The sequence below is a fragment of the Herminiimonas sp. genome (assembly GCF_030655415.1).
The window spans coordinates 168,226-184,109 of record NZ_JAURVN010000015.1; the positions used below are offsets into that span (position 1 = coordinate 168,226).

Consider the following 15,884-nt stretch of genomic DNA (forward strand, 5'->3'; position numbering starts at 1 on the left):
CTCAATGCAAAATGCTGCTGCAAAACGGATGACGTTGGATAAAACTTGCGCGCTTGATGTGTGAGGCATCAAGAGGCATTCTAGAAAAAATGGGGGCGGACGATTCGATTGCAAGTCGAAATTTCGTCCTTGATTGCAGAGTTAGTTTTTGCGCGGGACGATACGTACAAGTTCGGCAACACCCATGACGTGACAAAGCGCGACAATAAAATGATTCGCATTATGCAATTCGATACTTTTGCCAGCGCTGATGAGCGGTGTCAAACCGCCAAACAAGCGTCCCGCCGCATTGAAATCCATACGCGTCAGGCGTGTGCAATCGAGGATCAAGGGATTGTGCGTGTGGGCATACGCAGTGATGCTTTGGACGAGAGTATCGGTGCGGGCATCGATCACTACCGGCATGGCGAAATGGTCGCCTGCCGCTTCATCAGAATTGACGCTTTCTTCCGCAGCGGTGACGACCTTGTTTTGCGGCGATACGAAGGAGGGCGGCGATACTTCGAAGGTGACGCAGTAATCGATACTGGTTTCTTCAAAATCGGATTCGCGATTCAACAAGCGCAACAGCTCCAGCAGCAAAAGCCACGGTGCTTCGGTTTCATCACGGCGACCAACCATCAGGATCGCACGAATTTTTTCTGCCAGTTCGGGCGCGCCAACCAGTATCAGGTTGTGGCCGGATTTTTGCAGTTTTTGCAATACGCTGAATAACAGGCCGCAACCGACAGGATCGACTTCGGTAACGCGCGCGAACTCAAGCTTGATGATATTGCTCATCTCAGCCATGTTTTTGATGCGTTCCAGTTGCTTGATGCTGGTCGCATCGAGCTTGCCGGAAAATGCCACGCTAGGCGTGGTGCCGGGACGTGGTGCGGCTTCTTGCGCTTTTGGCTCGACGTTATTGCTGTCTATCCATGCCGGTGGCGACATCTCGAATTTGTTGGCGTATTCGATGGACAGGTTTTCAAACGACATGCGCTGACCGGTAATTTGATACAGATCGAACAACATGCCCCACACAGTTAATGGTGTGTTGCCTAGCGCATCTTCGGCTATTGCATTCAATAGAATAGGTTCGACCAGATCGGTCTGACCATTGGCAAACAGAATCGCTGCTTCTTCAATGACAGGTGCGGCTTCCGAAGCCGAGATCGCGACCGGCCCGATGACTGTTTCTGCACCTAGCAGGAAGGCGGTGCTGGCGCCCATGATGTCAGGCAGCATGGACGGCTGATCGAGCGCTGCGGCATCCGTGTTTTTTGCTTTTGCTTGAGCGCGCACTTCAGGCAGGCGCTGCTCGGTATTCATGAATTGGCTGGATGGGCCAGGCATCGTATTGCCGCTGAAGGGCAGCGGTTTGACGAACTCGGATGACATTTCAGATTCAATGGCATCGATCTTCATGGCGGTCGCGTGGGCTGCTTTACGCTGCACTTGTTGCGTTTGTTCGTTTTCGGTTTTTGCGGCGCGAGCGGCATTATCGTCGCGTTTTTTTTGCGAAATCTCTTGCTCAGTCGGCTTGCGCGCCGATTGGCCGTCCTTCTTTCCAAATAGCGAAAAAATCCCCACGTCTATCCTGGTGAACAACGGCATGCACTTGCCAAATATTTAACAGTGCGCCAAGTTTATAAATGCCCTGATCGGATCTACGCCCGAAAAAGACCAGACAAAATTCTCGCCTAAAGGTAACACAGGCCGACAGCACAAAGCGACCCGCAGTGCTCCTGCAGGTCACTAGTGTAGCCAAAAAACGAAGAACTATCTTTAAAAACTTGTACGAACGCCAACGATCAGGTTTCTACCCGGTAGTGGAGCTTCTTCGCGTAACACCGACGTTGCCAGGCGTATGTCGTCGTTCAACAGATTTTTGACGATGGCGAACCAGGTTACGTCGTTGGAATTGATGCGTTGTGTGTACGACAAATTGGCGTCGACCTGTGTGTAGGACGGTGTGACAAAGTTTTCAAAGCTGGCCAGTTTGTCCTGCTCTTGCGCATGCAATACCTTGACGCCCGAGCGCCAGCCGCCTTGACGGTATCCAACTTCGCCGCCAAAACGCGTCGCTGGTTGCAAAGGCAGGTTGTCTAGGCCAGTCAGTTTGCCGCGCGATGTGTCGGCAAAACCACGCAGTGACCAACCTTCGCCGCGCAGGTTGTAACTGATCTCTGCTTCGGCACCGCGTATCGTCGCGCTGTTTTGCGACCAGAAACGCTCGGTGAATTCGCCTGTTGGATCTACCACGCCAGCTTCATCAACTGTGGTGCCATCAGTGCGGCCGTAGATATAATTTTTTACGCGATTCTGGAACAGGTTGGCTTTCCAGCGGATCAAGCCTTCAGTCTTTTGCAGGCTGATTTCAAAATTGCGTGAAGTTTCCTTGTTCAGGTTGTTGTCACCGATATCGTAGGTCGCGGTCGACTCATGCGGACCGTTGGAATACAACTCTTCGATTGCAGGTGCACGTTGCGCGACAGACGCAGTAGCGCCCAAGCCATAACCCGGCGTGAAGGTCCACAAACCTCCCAGCGAATACGAGCCGAGATTAAAGTCGCGTTGCGTCAATCCCGATACCGCATCCGGCTTGCGTTTGACGGATTCTATCCGTGCGCCCGCGCTGGCGCGGAACGGGCCGAAGTCACGTTCTTCCACCAAGAAACCCGCGATGGAATTGGTTTTGGTCAGAGGTACTGTTTCCGGTCCGCTGCCATCTGCGGCGAGTGCCGAGAACTCTGAGTTTTCAGTTTGCAGACCGAAGGTGCCGCGCCAACCGGCCATCGGTTTATGCGTCAATTCGATGCGGCTTTCCAGCGCATTGTTTTTGAAATCGGTAGCCGGTGTGCCGTCTTCCAGATTTTCTGTGTGCTTGTAATCTGTATGACCCAGTTTGAAGCGCAGGGATTCAAAGTTGCCGAATGGCTCCTTGATCAAGCCATCGATGTCGAAGCGAGTTTGCTTCAGCGTGATGAAGGATCTTTCTTCAGTTGGAATGCCGTAGCGATCGTCATTAACGCCGACCGAAGCACCGATGTGACCCCAGCTTTGGATGTAGGAAGCACCGAATCCAAGACTATTGGTACGTGCAAACGAGTTCGGCAAACGGCCTGAGCCCAAGCTCGGATCGCTGAGGCTGACATCGCCAGGAATTTTATAATCGTCGGCATCCCGCAGATTGCCATCGACGTGCAAGCCGATATCACCGGCTGCGCCATCAACCGACAAGGACATATTCTTAGTGCGATCTACTGTGCCGTAACGGACTTCGGCGTCGCCGGTTGGTTTGGCATTCAAGACGGTTGGAATGCGGTCATTGATGATGTTGACCACGCCGCCAATCGCACCTGAGCCGTATAGCAATGCGGCAGGGCCGCGCAGGATTTCAATCTGGCGCGCGGTTGATGCTTCGCCGCCGACCGCATGATCGTTAGAAAGACTGGATGCATCCAGGATCGACATGCCATTTTGCAGAATTTTGACGCGTGGGCCTTCCATGCCGCGAATAATAGGGCGCGACGCGCCTGCGCCAAATGCGGAGGCAGAGACGCCGAGTTCTTGTGACAAGGTGTCGCCGAGTGAGTTACCAAGTTTTTCGCGCAGCTCATCACCGTATAGAACTTTGGCTTGAGTTAGCACTTGCGCGCCTTCATCGCTGTTGAATGGAGTAGAGGTGACGACGACAGCAGGCAGGGTTTGTTCTTGCGTTTGCGCAAAAGCAGAGTGTGACAATGTAGCGAGCGCAGACAGAACGGCGCTGGCCAACAGGGTGCGTTGGGCGATCATGATACTTCCTTGAAAAATCGAATAGAAATCGATATGAATCGATTAAAAGCAGCCGCACTGAATCGCGATGCGATCAGGCAGGTGCTACAAGCAGGAAAAAATCAGTTACGCGTTTGGCGGTGCGCGGGAAGAGAAATGACAGAGGAAGGGCGCGTCCCATGAAGCATGGGCAGCCCACAGCGCCAGAACTTGCACGCTGGTTTGTAGTAGAGGAATAAATGGAAGTGCAGGTGCGCTATCGGCCAGCGCCATGCCGTCAAACAAGGTACAGGAATGCGACTTGTCACCTGCGTATTCAGTGCTTGAATCCGACGTTGAGTCGGACGATGTTTGAACGGCGGTTTGCAAGGCGTGGTGATTATCTACTCTGTCCGCATGTGCTATACGATGCTGCAATCCCATCCATTGCGCGAACAATACAGCGATCACCAACAATGCAGCGAAGCAGAGTCGTGTGGCTGTTGGCGTGCGGGAGGAAAAAGCAGGTTTCAAAAAATCACTCGTTTATTTACGGGACGTTTGCATCAGACTAAATACGCTGAAGAGTAGAGCATAGCTTTGCACCGAGTCGAGGGCGGGCAAAGATTAATGCCTCACCGTCTATGCAGTGAATCGTATATTGCAACACAATTGCATTCTACAAAAAAACAAAGCGCGCGGATAGAGGGCCGCGCGCTTTGTTTGTAAATGAATCGCGATTAATTCCAGCTGGAATTAGTCACCATACAATTTTTGTTTCAATTCGCGACGTTGCTGTGCTTCCAGCGACAAAGTTGCTGTAGGACGTGCGAGCAAACGTGGGACGCCGATAGGCTCGCCAGTTTCTTCGCACCAGCCATAGTCGCCGCTGTCGATACTGGCGATCGATTGCTGTACTTTTTTCAGCAGCTTGCGTTCGCGGTCACGCGTACGCAATTCCAAAGCGTGTTCTTCTTCAATCGTTGCGCGATCAGCTGGATCCGGAACGAGTACGGTTTCACGCAAATGTTCAGTGGTTTCGTCAGCGTTTTTCAGTAAATCTTTTTCAAGTTGCTGGAGGCGATTTTTGAAGAATGCGAGTTGTGCAGCATTCATGTAATCCTTTTCGCCCATCTTCATGATTTGCGCTTCGGATAACAAGGTGCCGTCATTATCGGCGGTAGGGGTTGCTTTTGATTTAGTTGCCACTTCGCGTACTTTCGAAACTACAGGTTGTTCAATTTTATCTACTGGTGCGGAGAGGACCTTTTTGCTGCTGTCTGCTCCAGACCGAGATGCGTCTTTTTTTACGGTTACCGCAATTGCCTTGGTCGCGCTTGCAGTAACTTTCTTAATTGGTTGCGCTACTGCCTTAACAGGAGCTTTTGCTTTGACTGCAGGTTTCGCTACAGGTTTCACATTCTTTGCCGCGGCGGTTTTCTTGGCCACCACTTTTGTTTTTGCAGCGACCTTGGTGGATTTTACCGCACTCTTCGCTGGCGCTTTTTTTGCTGCCTTGGCTGCCGATTTAACAGCAGGCTTGGTCGCCGGTTTGACTGCCTTTTTCAGTGCCTTGACGATTTTCCCTGCGAGCGTTTTTGTCGCTGACTTTGCAGTTGACTTCGCCGCGGTCGTTTTGGCTGCCGGTTTGGAACGAGCAGGTGTAACGGCCTTTTTAGTGGCAGTTTTTTTTGCGCTTTTTGCAGATTTTGTGACGGTTGCGTTCATAGTCCCTTATCCTCAATGAACTTTCCCACACTCGGATCCATCGTGCTCTGCGTGCGATTTAATGCCTTTCGCATCGCCCCGGCCGCTCTATCCTGAGCTAAAAACTGGGCTAGTTTATACCAAACATTGTTCCAATCCGTAAATAAAAGTTTCTTTTGGCAGATTCTGTCCGATAAATACCATTTTGTTAGAGCGGATTTCATCCTCGCCCCACTTGCCGCCTATGTCGGTGCCCATGATCTGGTGCACGCCTTGGAAGACCACTTTGCGGTCAGCGCCATCCATCCACAAGACACCTTTATAGCGCAACATGCGCGGCCCGAAAACCTGCACGATACCGCCGAGGAATTCATCCAGCTTCTCGGTATTGAATGGTCTGTCGCTCTTGAATACGAAAGCGGCGATGTTATCGCTGTGATGGCCGTGATGGTGGTCATGATGATGGTGCGCATCGTCGCCATCGTGAGTGCAGGCGGCATCGCAGGAGTGGTCGTGATGCTCGTGATCGTGTGCATGTTCTTCGGCCGCGATGAAGTCGGGATCGATTTCCAGTTTGTCGTTCAGGTTGAAGCCGCGCAGGTCCAGCACGTCAGCGATTACTACTTTGCCGAAATCGATAGTGCTGATCGGTGCACGCGGATTGATGCGTTTGATGCGTTCGGTCAACATCTTTAATTCGTCTGCGCTCACCAGATCTGTTTTGGATAACAGCAATTTGTCGGCGAAACCTACCTGGCGTTGTGCTTCTTCATAGGTGTCGAGTTGGTGCATCGCATGCTTGGCATCGACCACGGTGATGATGGCATCGACCAGATAGTCGGCTGCTACTTCTTCATCGATGAAAAAAGTTTGCGCGACCGGGCCGGGATTGGCGAGCCCTGTGGTTTCGATGACGACGTGATCGAATTGCAGCTCACCATCACGACGACGTTGCGCCAATGCAGTCAGTGCGACGATCAAGTCGCCACGCACGGTGCAGCAAATGCAACCATTGTTCATCTCGACGATTTGCTCGGTGCCATCCTGCACCAGGATTTCGTTGTCGATATTTTCCTGGCCGAATTCGTTTTCAATCACCGCAATCTTGAAGCCGTGTGGCTCTTGCAGAATGCGATTGAGCAGCGTGGTTTTGCCTGCGCCCAGAAAGCCGGTCAGGATGGTAGTAGGAATGAGTGCCATGAGTTTTAATTCTTGCGTTAAAAGCGTTGGTTCAAATGAGCTATTGAATCGTGAGCTGAATTACCACTGTGTATTTAATGTGCGGCGCAGTCGGCGCAAAACCCCTTGATGGTCAGTTCTATCTCGTGGCTTTGAAAGCCTTTACCCAGCGTGCTTTGCAAAACCTTTTGTAATTGCTGGCGCAAGGTTGCAGCCGATGGGTTGATGTTCTGTTTAGCGTCCGGTGCCAGCAATTGTTCATCGACGTTATCGATGCAAAACACCTTGGCGCAACGCGTACATTTGAAGTGACCGTGCTGATGTTGTTGCGTCGGATGTTTGCCGTGTGCGATTTCTTCCATGCCGGCGTTATAGCGGAACACGCGATCATCGCCAGCGATCTTGTGCGCCAATCCCGCGTCGGTCAGGCTATCCAGGGCGCGGTACAGCGTGACTCTGTCCATCTCGAGCAGCGTGTCTTGTATGTCCTGATGCGAAAAAGCATAACGCGCGCCCAGCAATGCGGCCAGCACCTTGATGCGTGCATCGGTGGCGCGCACTGAGGTGGTACGTAACTGGCTTTCAGCCAATGCCAGCAAATCTGGAGCGGTGGATTTTTTCATGATGATGCAGTGATGAAGTGATGCGCAGATTATGCCGCAATTTGCAATTGAGTTGCAATATACCTGTTTCTTGTAAAGTCTGGCTTTGGTGGGTTGCCGGTATCGCCGGCCTGTCAGAATGTTTGCTAGATCTTTTTCTTGGCGCGTGGATGCGCCGCGTCGTAGACCTGCGCCAGTCTTTGAAAATCCAGCGAGGTATAAATTTGTGTAGCTGAAATGGACGCATGACCTAGCATTTCCTGCACAGCGCGCAAGTCGCCGGATGATTGCAAAACATGCGAAGCAAAAGAGTGCCGCAGCACATGCGGATGCACATCCATAGGTAAGCCAACCGCCTGAGCATGCGCTTTCAGACGCAGTTGAACCACGCGCGCTGACACACGTGTGCCACGCTCACTCAAGAACAGCGGATGTGGATCGAGTTTTACCAAGGTGTCGCGTATCGCCAGCCATGACTTGAGTGCGTCTATCGCCGCTTGCCCGATAGGCACGCTGCGCATCTTGTTACCTTTGCCGGTAACCATGACTTCGTGTGCATCGAAATCTATCCAGCCTGCGGAAACGTAGTTTTTTTCCTTGGCATATCTAAAGTCTAGTCCGACCAGTTCTGAAACGCGCAAGCCGCTGGAATACAGTAATTCAAACATCGCGTGATTGCATTGCTGCATCGCGGAGTCTGCATTTTTCCCTGGACTGGTTTCTGCTACCAGGCGCACCGCATCGTCGGCTGCCAACGCTTTCGGCAAGGGTTTGGTGCGCTTCGGTGCCTTGATGCCATCGACCGGATTCGACGTAATCGCGTTTTGTTCAGATAGCCAGTTGAAGAAGCCGCGCCATGCAGAAAGCTTGCGTGCAATCGAGCGCGCGTTCAAACCATGCGCATGTAATTGAGCGGCGAATTTTCTGACCTGGAAATGAGTGACAGCTGAGAGAGATGCGGTGCCGTCAGTTGCGGTCGCCAGCGCGAGCAATTCAAGCAAATCGCGTCTATAGCTGGTGACGGTGAGCGGCGACAATTGTCGCTGGCTGATCAGGTTATCGAGATAACCATCCAGATAAGCCTGATTGCCTGCAACGCTCACGATGGGATTTAGTCGAGCAAACTCGACAGCGCAGCGCTGGCGGTTTGACCAATGTTGGTCAAAAAGTCAGTCGCCATATCCGAAGTGAAACGATGTGGATCGGATGAGCCGAGCACCAGCAAACCGAAGGCTTCAGTCGCATCATCCAAACGCAAAGGCAGCAAGGCCAGCGATTGAATTGACGGCGCATCTTCCAACCATGAAGCCGCTTCAAAATCGTTGTTGCTGCCGCAGAAAGGCACGGTCAAGCCGTTCGAGAACAAACGTGAATCTGCAGAAACCGGCGCCGCAAACCATGTGTGTGCGAATTCTTCGGACACGCCCCACAAACGTAAAGTGACGTGCGGCACAGAGAACGCGTTTTGCAAACCGGTCGTCAATGTGTGCGGCAGATCGACATCGTTGCGTGCTAATAACAGCGAGCGCGTCCATGCATGAAACTTGTGTGAAATTTGATCGTTCTCTTGGCCGATGCGGATCAAATCAGCCATGCGCATTTCCATGATCTTGAACTTTTCGCGCATCACATCCATTTGTCGTTCTTGCAAAGACAAGGTGCGGCCGCCGAGTGGGCTAGACAGTTTTACCTGTGCCAATACTTCAGCATGTTCTTCAAAAAAATGCGGAGTGTTCAGCAAGTAGTCGGCAACGGCGTTGGAGTCCAGTGGAGATGTCATGTGTCTTGTTTGAATAGAGAAAACTGTGGGCAAAAGCGCCAAATCGACATCGTGCGGATTTGCGATCGATGTTCGGCTAATTTGCGATGATTTTAACCGACATCGGCGCTTGGCAAGCAATTCTGCTGATGTCGATTAAGGTTGAATTCTAAAGTTCGATTTCGCCTTCGAATACCGTGACGGCCGGGCCGGTCAGCAAGACCGGCGATGAGCTGCCAGCCCATGCTATCGATAATTCACCGCCGCGGGTTTGTACCTTGACTGGTGATGTCAACAAGCCACGTCGAATGCCGGAAACCACCGCCGCACAAGCGCCGGTGCCGCAAGCCAATGTTTCGCCGGCGCCACGTTCAAACACGCGCAATTTGATTTGATGGGTGTCGATGACTTGCATGAAGCCTACGTTGACGCGTTTTGGAAAGCGCGGGTGATGCTCGATCAAGACGCCGTCTTCGCGCACCGGCGCGGTTTCGACATCGGCCACAACTTGCACTGCATGCGGATTGCCCATAGACAATGCAGCGATCCAGTAGGTCTCACCTTTGATATCCAGCGGCCACAAGGTTTCGTCGCCATCTGCTTTGCAGAGCAAATCGGTGGTGTTGAAAGGTACGTCTTCCGGCGTCAAAATCGGCGGGCCCATATCAACCGTGATCTGACCATTCGCTTCCAGCCGCGGCTCGATAATGCCGGACATGGTTTCTACCTTGATCGCATGTTTGTTCGTCAGTTTTTTGTCGGTGACAAACTTGACGAAAGCGCGCGCGCCGTTACCGCATTGCTCGACTTCGCCGCCATCGGCGTTATAGATCCGATAGCGAAAATCAACGCCCGCTGCCTGCGGTTTTTCGACCACCAGCATTTGATCGGCACCGACGCCAAAGCGACGGTCTGCCAGATATTGCCATTGCGTTGGCGTGAAATCGATGGCTTGATTGATGGCATCGATGACAACGAAATCGTTGCCGGCGCCATGCATTTTTGTGAATTTGATTTTCATTTTTCGATTATAAAGCCGCTGACCGTGCATGGTAAAAATGCCTGCACGTATTCGCATTCATGCATTGCTTAGTAAGCAGGAGGCACTTCATCCGATGTAATGGATTCGTAGAAGCTGGTTTCTCCTGCTGGACGCGTTTTGAAGCGCTTGTGTGTCCAGAAATATTCGGCTGGCGCTTCACGCGCGCGGTCTTCGATGAATGCGTTCATCGTGCGCGTCGCTGCGGTGACGTCATCGCCCGGGAAGTTTTCCCAAGCCGGGTAAAACTTGATAGTCCAGCCGCGGTAATTCGGCAAATAAGTGGCGACCACCGGAATTACTTTGGCATTAGTTGCTGCCGCGATGCGCGCGGGAGCGGTCAACGTAGCTGCGGGAATCCCGAAGAAAGGAACGAACTCTGCATCCTTCTCGCCAAAATCCATATCCGGCAACATGAAGAAAGGCAGATGTTCGCGCATGGCGCGGATAATGGGTTTGACGCCATCGCTGCGCGAAAATAATTTGACCGGACGAAAGCGCGAACGGCCCTTGCGCAATACTTCATCGAAGACCGGATTCAATTGTTGTGTATAGATAGAGCACAACGAAGATTCCAGCATCACCGCGACGCCGGCGACATCCAGGCTGACGAAATGCGGGCACAAAAGAATAGTCGGGCTGGCATTGATTTCAGCCAGCGGTACGGAGGGTTCAACTATGATCAATCTGCGCAAACGTGCTTCAGATCCCCACCACAAAATGCCGCGTTCCAGCACGCTGCGCGCGTAATACTGGAAATGTTTTTTCGCAATGCGCTGGCGTTCTTCTGCAGTCCATTCAGGAAAACATAATTCGAGATTAATCAGCGTAATGCGGCGCCGTTTTTTCTTGTAAACAAACAGCAGACTGCCGATGGCTTCGCCCAAACGGGCAATCACTGGTAAGGGAAACCAATGCAGTAGCCACATCAAGATGACCATCAATCTCATGCGAGGTCCTTGTCTGGATTGGCGGTTTGCGATTCACTTGGAGCTGCAACGCCAGCTGGCACTTTGTAATGGTTATAGCTCCAGAAATATTGTGCAGGGCAGAGCGCGATTAGTTTTTCCATTGCGGCATTGATGGCGCGTACTTGTTGTTCAGGGCTGAGGTCTGCTTTCATCGTGAATGACTGCAGATGCAAGCGATAACCTTGGCCGCGTGGCAGACGTTCGGCGAATGCCAATATCATCGCGGCGCCTGTCATTTCCAGCATCTTGGCTGGCAAGGTCATGGTGTACGCAGGTTTGCCAAAGAAATCAGCCCACACGCCTTCACCATTTTGCGGGACCTGGTCCGGCAGCAAGCCGATGGCGCCGTTACGTTTCAATACTTTGAACAGGCTGCGTACGCCGCTCAAATTTGCAGGAGCCAAAGACAGATTGTGGCGCGTGCGCGCATCTTCGATCAGCGGCTTTAATGCTTCCTGCTTAGGCGGGCGATATAAAACAGTCAGTGGCAATTTAGCGGCAGCAACCTGGGCTGATATTTCAAAGCAACCTAGATGTGGCGTCAAAAATATAATGCCGCGCTTGGCCTCTTGTGCGGCTTCGACCACATTCCAATTGTCGACTTGAATAGACTTGAGTACGCGCTGTGGGGATGCGCACCAGACGAAGGGCAACTCCAGCATGTTCTTGCCGGCTTCGGCAACGGCAGCCGATAAATGCTCGCCAAAACCCGCTTGTTGAATATTTTCTTGCAGGCGGCTACGGTATTTTGATGAGGAAAGATAAACAGCCCAACCGAGCGCGCTGCCAATTGCATGCAAAAGTGGCAAAGGCAAAAAAGATAACAGGCGGAAAGTGAGGACGAGCATGCGATTTTTTGGAGGATTCGACCCTATCTCACAAGAGACTTTGCCGATTTATTTCAAGAGGCGTAAAATAGCACAAAGCAGCAACCGCCGAGTTAATGACAACTTGCGAGACGGTATATAAATTTCGCTAAAGCGTCGCAGGCTCACTTAGTTGACCGCGACATCCAACCAACTATAGAAAGACCCTGCGATGGCTAATGATTTTTTGTTCACCTCCGAATCCGTCTCTGAAGGCCACCCTGATAAGGTTGCCGATCAAATCTCCGACGCGATCCTCGATGCAATTTTCCAGCAAGACCCAAAAGCGCGCGTAGCGGCTGAAACTCTTTGCAACACTGGCCTGGTTGTTTTGGCTGGTGAAATCACCACGTTTGCCAACGTCGATTACATCGAAGTCGCGCGTCAAACCATCAAGCGTATCGGTTACGACAACGCTGATTACGGTATCGATTACAAAAGCTGCGCAGTTTTGGTCGCATACGACAAGCAATCGCCAGACATCGCACAAGGTGTCGATGAAGGCGCAGGTATTGATCTCGATCAAGGCGCTGGCGATCAAGGCTTGATGTTTGGTTATGCTTGCGACGAAACGGCAGAATTGATGCCGGCCGCGATTCACTATGCGCACCGCATCGTTGAGCGCCAATCAGAATTGCGCAAAGATGGTCGTTTGCCATGGCTGCGTCCGGATGCAAAATCGCAAGTCACCTTGCGTTATGTTGATGGCCGTCCAGTGTCGATTGACACCATCGTATTGTCGACGCAGCACGCTCCAGAAATGCAACACAAAGACATCGAAGAAGCTGTCATTGAAAGCATCATCAAACCTGTCGTACCGGCTGAATGGTTGAAAGACACACGTTTCCTGGTCAATCCAACAGGTCGTTTCGTCATCGGCGGTCCGCAAGGCGATTGCGGTTTGACCGGTCGTAAAATCATCGTTGACACCTACGGCGGCGCAGCTCCACACGGTGGCGGCGCGTTCTCCGGCAAGGATCCATCGAAGGTCGATCGTTCCGCTGCTTACGCTGGCCGTTATGTTGCGAAAAATATTGTCGCAGCTGGTTTGGCAGAGCGCGCGCAGATTCAGATTTCGTACGCAATTGGCGTGGCTAAACCAACCTCGGTGATGGTCACAACATTTGGTACAGGCAAAATCAGCGATGAAAAAATCGCGCAATTGGTGCTCGAGCATTTCGACCTGCGTCCAAAAGGCATCGTGCAAATGCTGGATCTGTTGCGTCCGATTTATCAAAAAACTGCAGCCTACGGTCACTTCGGTCGCGAAGAACCAGAGTTCACCTGGGAACGTACCGACAAGGCAGCAGCATTGCGCGCAGCAGCAGGACTTTAATTTCAGTCTTTAATTGTGCGTAGCCGGATCAACCCTGTCGGGTTGGCCGGCTTTTTTTCTTTTCAAGGTTTCTCGATGCGCGTTTCAAGCTTGATTGGTAAGTGGACTATTTTCATGGCGACGGTATGCACGCTGGCCTTGCCGTTTTCCACGCATGCTGAAAACGCAGTTGCCTCGAAGTCTGGCGAATTGTGCGATCGCTTGATTACACGCATGCCGACTGTCAACAAAGCCATGTGTGTGAAAGGCGGCTTCGTCCCGACTGGACGTTATTCGCTACAAGGTTTTCCCTTGCTCGCCAAAGATGTGCCTGCACTCAATCGCAATAAAAAGAAACCGCCTTTGCGCGTGCTGCTGATGGGAGGCATACACGGCGATGAACTAACGTCGGCAGCGATCGTGTATCGCTGGGTAGATAGCATGAACGGCCCGGCGGCGCAGCGCATAGATTGGCGCATTATGCCGGTGGTGAATCCTGATGGTCTGCTGGCGAAAAAAGCCATGCGTATGAACGCCAACGGCGTCGATCTGAATCGCAATTTCCCAACACCTGATTGGGACAAGGAAGCGCCTAAATATTGGCAAGCACGCACGCGTGCTGATCCGCGTCGTTTTCCCGGCAATTCACCTTTGTCAGAGCCGGAAAGTCGTTGGGTTGAGGATGAAATGCACGCCTTCAAACCGGATGTAATTATCTCGGTGCATGCGCCTTTTGGCGTACTGGATTTCGATGGTCCGGCGCAGCCGCCACGCAAGTTCGGCCGCTTGTTACTGAATCGCGTTGGTGTTTATCCCGGATCGTTGGGCAATTACAGCGGCGTGCACAAGAACGTGCCGGTGATCACGATAGAATTGCCGAATGCACAAAAAATGCCGCCTGAAGCTGAGGTCAGGCGTATCTGGATAGATATGCTGGGCTGGATCAAGGAAAATGTTGAATCCCAGTCAACTGCGCCCGGCGTGCACTCGGTTTCGCTACCTGACACGACTGCGCCCAAAAAGTAAATTCCCGGAGTCGAGCATGGTCGCGAATCAATTTTTCGTTTAAAATAGCAGCCGCATCAAGGAGCGTTGCGATAGATCTCTCGATCTACCAGGCTTGATGCGGTCAACACCAGCAACTGCGCTCACGTTTCTTTTTTTCTAACGAAAGGAGGGCGTGATAAACGCCGCAGCCAATGACTACCTCTACTAAATTCACCGATTACGTTATCGCCGACTTGTCCCTGTCTGTTTGGGGTGACAAGGAAATCAAAATCGCCGAAACCGAAATGCCTGGTTTGATGGCAATTCGCGAAGAATTCGCCGCTGCACAGCCTTTGAAAGGCGCACGCATCACCGGTTCTATCCACATGACGATTCAAACCGCCGTGTTGATCCAGACGCTGGAAGCACTGGGCGCACAAGTGCGTTGGGCATCGTGCAATATCTATTCGACACAAGATCATGCAGCTGCTGCAATCGCTGCTGCCGGCACAGCTGTATTCGCTGTCAAAGGCGAAACGCTAGATGACTACTGGGAATATACGCACCGCATTTTTGAATGGCCGAACGACGCTAAAGGCGCACCGGTTTATTCGAACATGATTCTGGATGATGGCGGCGATGCAACCTTGTTGTTGCATCTCGGTACCCGTGCTGAAAAAGATATATCTGTTTTGAACAACCCAGGTTCGGAAGAAGAAATCTGCCTGTTCAATTCGATCAAAAAACATCTGGCCATCGATGCAAGCTGGTATTCGAAACGTCTGCCAGAAATCCTCGGCGTGACTGAAGAAACCACCACCGGTGTGCATCGTTTGTATCAAATGCATAAAGACGGCAAATTGGCTTTCCCAGCGATCAATGTCAACGATTCAGTTACCAAATCCAAGTTCGACAATCTGTACGGCTGCCGTGAATCGCTGGTCGACGGTATCAAACGCGCGACCGACGTCATGATCGCCGGTAAAGTTGCAGTCATCGCCGGTTACGGTGACGTCGGCAAAGGTTCAGCTCAAGCGATGCGCGCATTGTCGGCACAAGTCTGGGTGACCGAAATCGATCCTATCTGCGCATTGCAGGCAGCGATGGAAGGTTATCGCGTTGTGACGATGGATTACGCGGTTGAGCACGGCGACATCTTCGTTACTTGCACCGGCAACTATCATGTCATCACACACGATCACATGAAGAAGATGAAAGACCAGGCGATTGTCTGCAACATCGGTCACTTCGACAATGAAATCGAAGTCGCTGCGTTGAAACAATACACATGGGATAACATCAAGCCGCAAGTTGATCACGTGATTTTCCCTGACGGCAAACGCATCATCTTGCTGGCTGAAGGCCGTTTGGTAAATCTGGGTTGCGGTACTGGCCATCCTTCGTACGTGATGAGCTCGTCGTTCGCTAATCAAACGATCGCGCAAATCGAGTTGTATGCCAACACCAAGAATTATCCAGTCGGCGTCTACACTTTGCCTAAACATCTGGATGAAAAAGTCGCCCGTTTGCAATTGAAAAAACTCAATGCACAATTGACGACACTGACCACTGAGCAAGCTGATTACATTGGCGTTGCGCAAGTTGGTCCGTACAAGCCAGAGCACTATCGTTACTAAGAAACTGTAATAGAAAATCACAGCAGCCTGACTAATTGCGTCAGGCTTGCTGTGTAAGCATCGCTGCTTTAGAGCAAATGTTTG

Annotated in this window: 15 protein-coding genes and 1 riboswitch; of the genes, 4 read left to right on the plus strand and 11 right to left on the minus strand. The window is 51.8% G+C overall.

Features of this window, described 5'->3' with window-relative positions; translation table 11 throughout:
- Window positions 1-141: 141 nt before the first annotated feature.
- The 4 genes from Q7T66_RS14585 to dksA form a co-directional block, all read right to left on the minus strand.
- Window positions 142-1,596 (minus strand): hypothetical protein, encoded by a 1,455-nt coding sequence (locus Q7T66_RS14585; protein WP_304933924.1) that lies wholly within the window; start codon window positions 1,594-1,596, stop codon window positions 142-144.
- A 171-nt stretch (window positions 1,597-1,767) separates the two neighbouring features.
- Window positions 1,768-3,780, minus strand: coding sequence for a TonB-dependent receptor (locus Q7T66_RS14580; RefSeq protein ID WP_304933925.1), 2,013 nt, complete (start codon window positions 3,778-3,780; stop codon window positions 1,768-1,770).
- A 105-nt stretch (window positions 3,781-3,885) separates the two neighbouring features.
- The gene (locus Q7T66_RS14575; RefSeq protein WP_304933926.1) at window positions 3,886-4,272 is read right to left on the minus strand and encodes a hypothetical protein; all 387 of its coding nucleotides are present in this window, start codon (window positions 4,270-4,272) and stop codon (window positions 3,886-3,888) included.
- Between the two features lie 222 nt (window positions 4,273-4,494).
- On the minus strand, window positions 4,495-4,947 hold the full coding sequence (gene dksA / locus Q7T66_RS18045) for an RNA polymerase-binding protein DksA (RefSeq protein ID WP_370691654.1): 453 nt from the start codon (window positions 4,945-4,947) through the stop codon (window positions 4,495-4,497).
- 61 nt (window positions 4,948-5,008) lie between these two features.
- On the opposite strand from dksA, the gene Q7T66_RS18050 reads away from it, so the two are divergent.
- Entirely contained in the window at window positions 5,009-5,485 is a 477-nt protein-coding gene (locus Q7T66_RS18050; protein WP_370691655.1) for a hypothetical protein, read from the plus strand.
- A 95-nt stretch (window positions 5,486-5,580) separates the two neighbouring features.
- Here the strand turns inward: Q7T66_RS18050 and Q7T66_RS14565 are convergent, their stop codons facing one another.
- The 7 genes from Q7T66_RS14565 to Q7T66_RS14535 all read right to left on the minus strand — a co-directional run bounded on the left by Q7T66_RS14565 (window position 5,581) and on the right by Q7T66_RS14535 (window position 11,843).
- The gene (locus Q7T66_RS14565; RefSeq protein WP_304933928.1) at window positions 5,581-6,645 is read right to left on the minus strand and encodes a GTP-binding protein; all 1,065 of its coding nucleotides are present in this window, start codon (window positions 6,643-6,645) and stop codon (window positions 5,581-5,583) included.
- A 74-nt stretch (window positions 6,646-6,719) separates the two neighbouring features.
- A complete protein-coding gene (locus tag Q7T66_RS14560; RefSeq protein WP_304933929.1) occupies window positions 6,720-7,247 on the minus strand; it encodes a Fur family transcriptional regulator in 528 nt (175 codons plus the stop codon).
- A gap of 125 nt (window positions 7,248-7,372) precedes the next feature.
- On the minus strand, window positions 7,373-8,329 hold the full coding sequence (gene xerC / locus Q7T66_RS14555) for a tyrosine recombinase XerC (RefSeq protein ID WP_304933930.1): 957 nt from the start codon (window positions 8,327-8,329) through the stop codon (window positions 7,373-7,375).
- 8 nt (window positions 8,330-8,337) lie between these two features.
- The gene (locus Q7T66_RS14550; protein ID WP_304933931.1) at window positions 8,338-9,006 is read right to left on the minus strand and encodes a DUF484 family protein; all 669 of its coding nucleotides are present in this window, start codon (window positions 9,004-9,006) and stop codon (window positions 8,338-8,340) included.
- Between the two features lie 148 nt (window positions 9,007-9,154).
- The gene (gene dapF, locus Q7T66_RS14545) at window positions 9,155-10,006 is read right to left on the minus strand and encodes a diaminopimelate epimerase (RefSeq protein WP_304933932.1); all 852 of its coding nucleotides are present in this window, start codon (window positions 10,004-10,006) and stop codon (window positions 9,155-9,157) included.
- Window positions 10,007-10,074: 68 nt separating this feature from the next.
- Complete coding sequence (locus tag Q7T66_RS14540) at window positions 10,075-10,974, minus strand: lipid A biosynthesis acyltransferase (protein ID WP_304933933.1); 900 nt, start codon at window positions 10,972-10,974, stop codon at window positions 10,075-10,077.
- Window positions 10,971-11,843 carry a lysophospholipid acyltransferase family protein gene (locus Q7T66_RS14535; RefSeq protein ID WP_304933934.1) on the minus strand — a complete coding sequence of 291 codons (873 nt, stop codon included), beginning with the start codon at window positions 11,841-11,843 and terminating at the stop codon, window positions 10,971-10,973. The genes Q7T66_RS14540 and Q7T66_RS14535 overlap by 4 nt, the downstream gene beginning before the upstream one ends.
- Before the next feature lie 190 nt (window positions 11,844-12,033).
- Between Q7T66_RS14535 and metK the strand changes: the two genes are divergently transcribed.
- The 3 genes from metK (at window position 12,034) to ahcY (ending at window position 15,800) form a co-directional block, all read left to right on the plus strand.
- Window positions 12,034-13,197, plus strand: a complete 1,164-nt coding sequence (metK, locus tag Q7T66_RS14530) for a methionine adenosyltransferase (protein ID WP_112990751.1) — start codon at window positions 12,034-12,036, stop codon at window positions 13,195-13,197.
- A 75-nt stretch (window positions 13,198-13,272) separates the two neighbouring features.
- A complete protein-coding gene (locus tag Q7T66_RS14525; protein WP_304933935.1) occupies window positions 13,273-14,202 on the plus strand; it encodes a M14 family zinc carboxypeptidase in 930 nt (309 codons plus the stop codon).
- Between the two features lie 52 nt (window positions 14,203-14,254).
- Window positions 14,255-14,333: riboswitch (S-adenosyl-L-homocysteine riboswitch) on the plus strand.
- A 42-nt stretch (window positions 14,334-14,375) separates the two neighbouring features.
- Window positions 14,376-15,800 carry an adenosylhomocysteinase gene (ahcY, locus tag Q7T66_RS14520; RefSeq protein ID WP_304933936.1) on the plus strand — a complete coding sequence of 475 codons (1,425 nt, stop codon included), beginning with the start codon at window positions 14,376-14,378 and terminating at the stop codon, window positions 15,798-15,800.
- The last annotated feature ends 84 nt before the right edge of the window (window positions 15,801-15,884 follow it).

Bases quoted from the DNA above. Each gene is read 5' to 3' on its own strand.
- dapF (WP_304933932.1), bottom strand. From the start codon at position 10,006: ATGAAAATCAAATTCACAAAAATGCATGGCGCCGGCAACGATTTCGTT.
- Q7T66_RS14535 (WP_304933934.1), bottom strand. From the start codon at position 11,843: ATGCTCGTCCTCACTTTCCGCCTGTTATCTTTTTTGCCTTTGCCACTT.
- Q7T66_RS14585 (WP_304933924.1), bottom strand. From the start codon at position 1,596: ATGCCGTTGTTCACCAGGATAGACGTGGGGATTTTTTCGCTATTTGGA.
- metK (WP_112990751.1), top strand. From the start codon at position 12,034: ATGGCTAATGATTTTTTGTTCACCTCCGAATCCGTCTCTGAAGGCCAC.
- ahcY (WP_304933936.1), top strand. From the start codon at position 14,376: ATGACTACCTCTACTAAATTCACCGATTACGTTATCGCCGACTTGTCC.
- Q7T66_RS14525 (WP_304933935.1), top strand. From the start codon at position 13,273: ATGCGCGTTTCAAGCTTGATTGGTAAGTGGACTATTTTCATGGCGACG.
- Q7T66_RS14540 (WP_304933933.1), bottom strand. From the start codon at position 10,974: ATGAGATTGATGGTCATCTTGATGTGGCTACTGCATTGGTTTCCCTTA.
- Q7T66_RS14580 (WP_304933925.1), bottom strand. From the start codon at position 3,780: ATGATCGCCCAACGCACCCTGTTGGCCAGCGCCGTTCTGTCTGCGCTC.
- Q7T66_RS14550 (WP_304933931.1), bottom strand. From the start codon at position 9,006: ATGACATCTCCACTGGACTCCAACGCCGTTGCCGACTACTTGCTGAAC.
- Q7T66_RS14565 (WP_304933928.1), bottom strand. From the start codon at position 6,645: ATGGCACTCATTCCTACTACCATCCTGACCGGCTTTCTGGGCGCAGGC.
- Q7T66_RS14560 (WP_304933929.1), bottom strand. From the start codon at position 7,247: ATGAAAAAATCCACCGCTCCAGATTTGCTGGCATTGGCTGAAAGCCAG.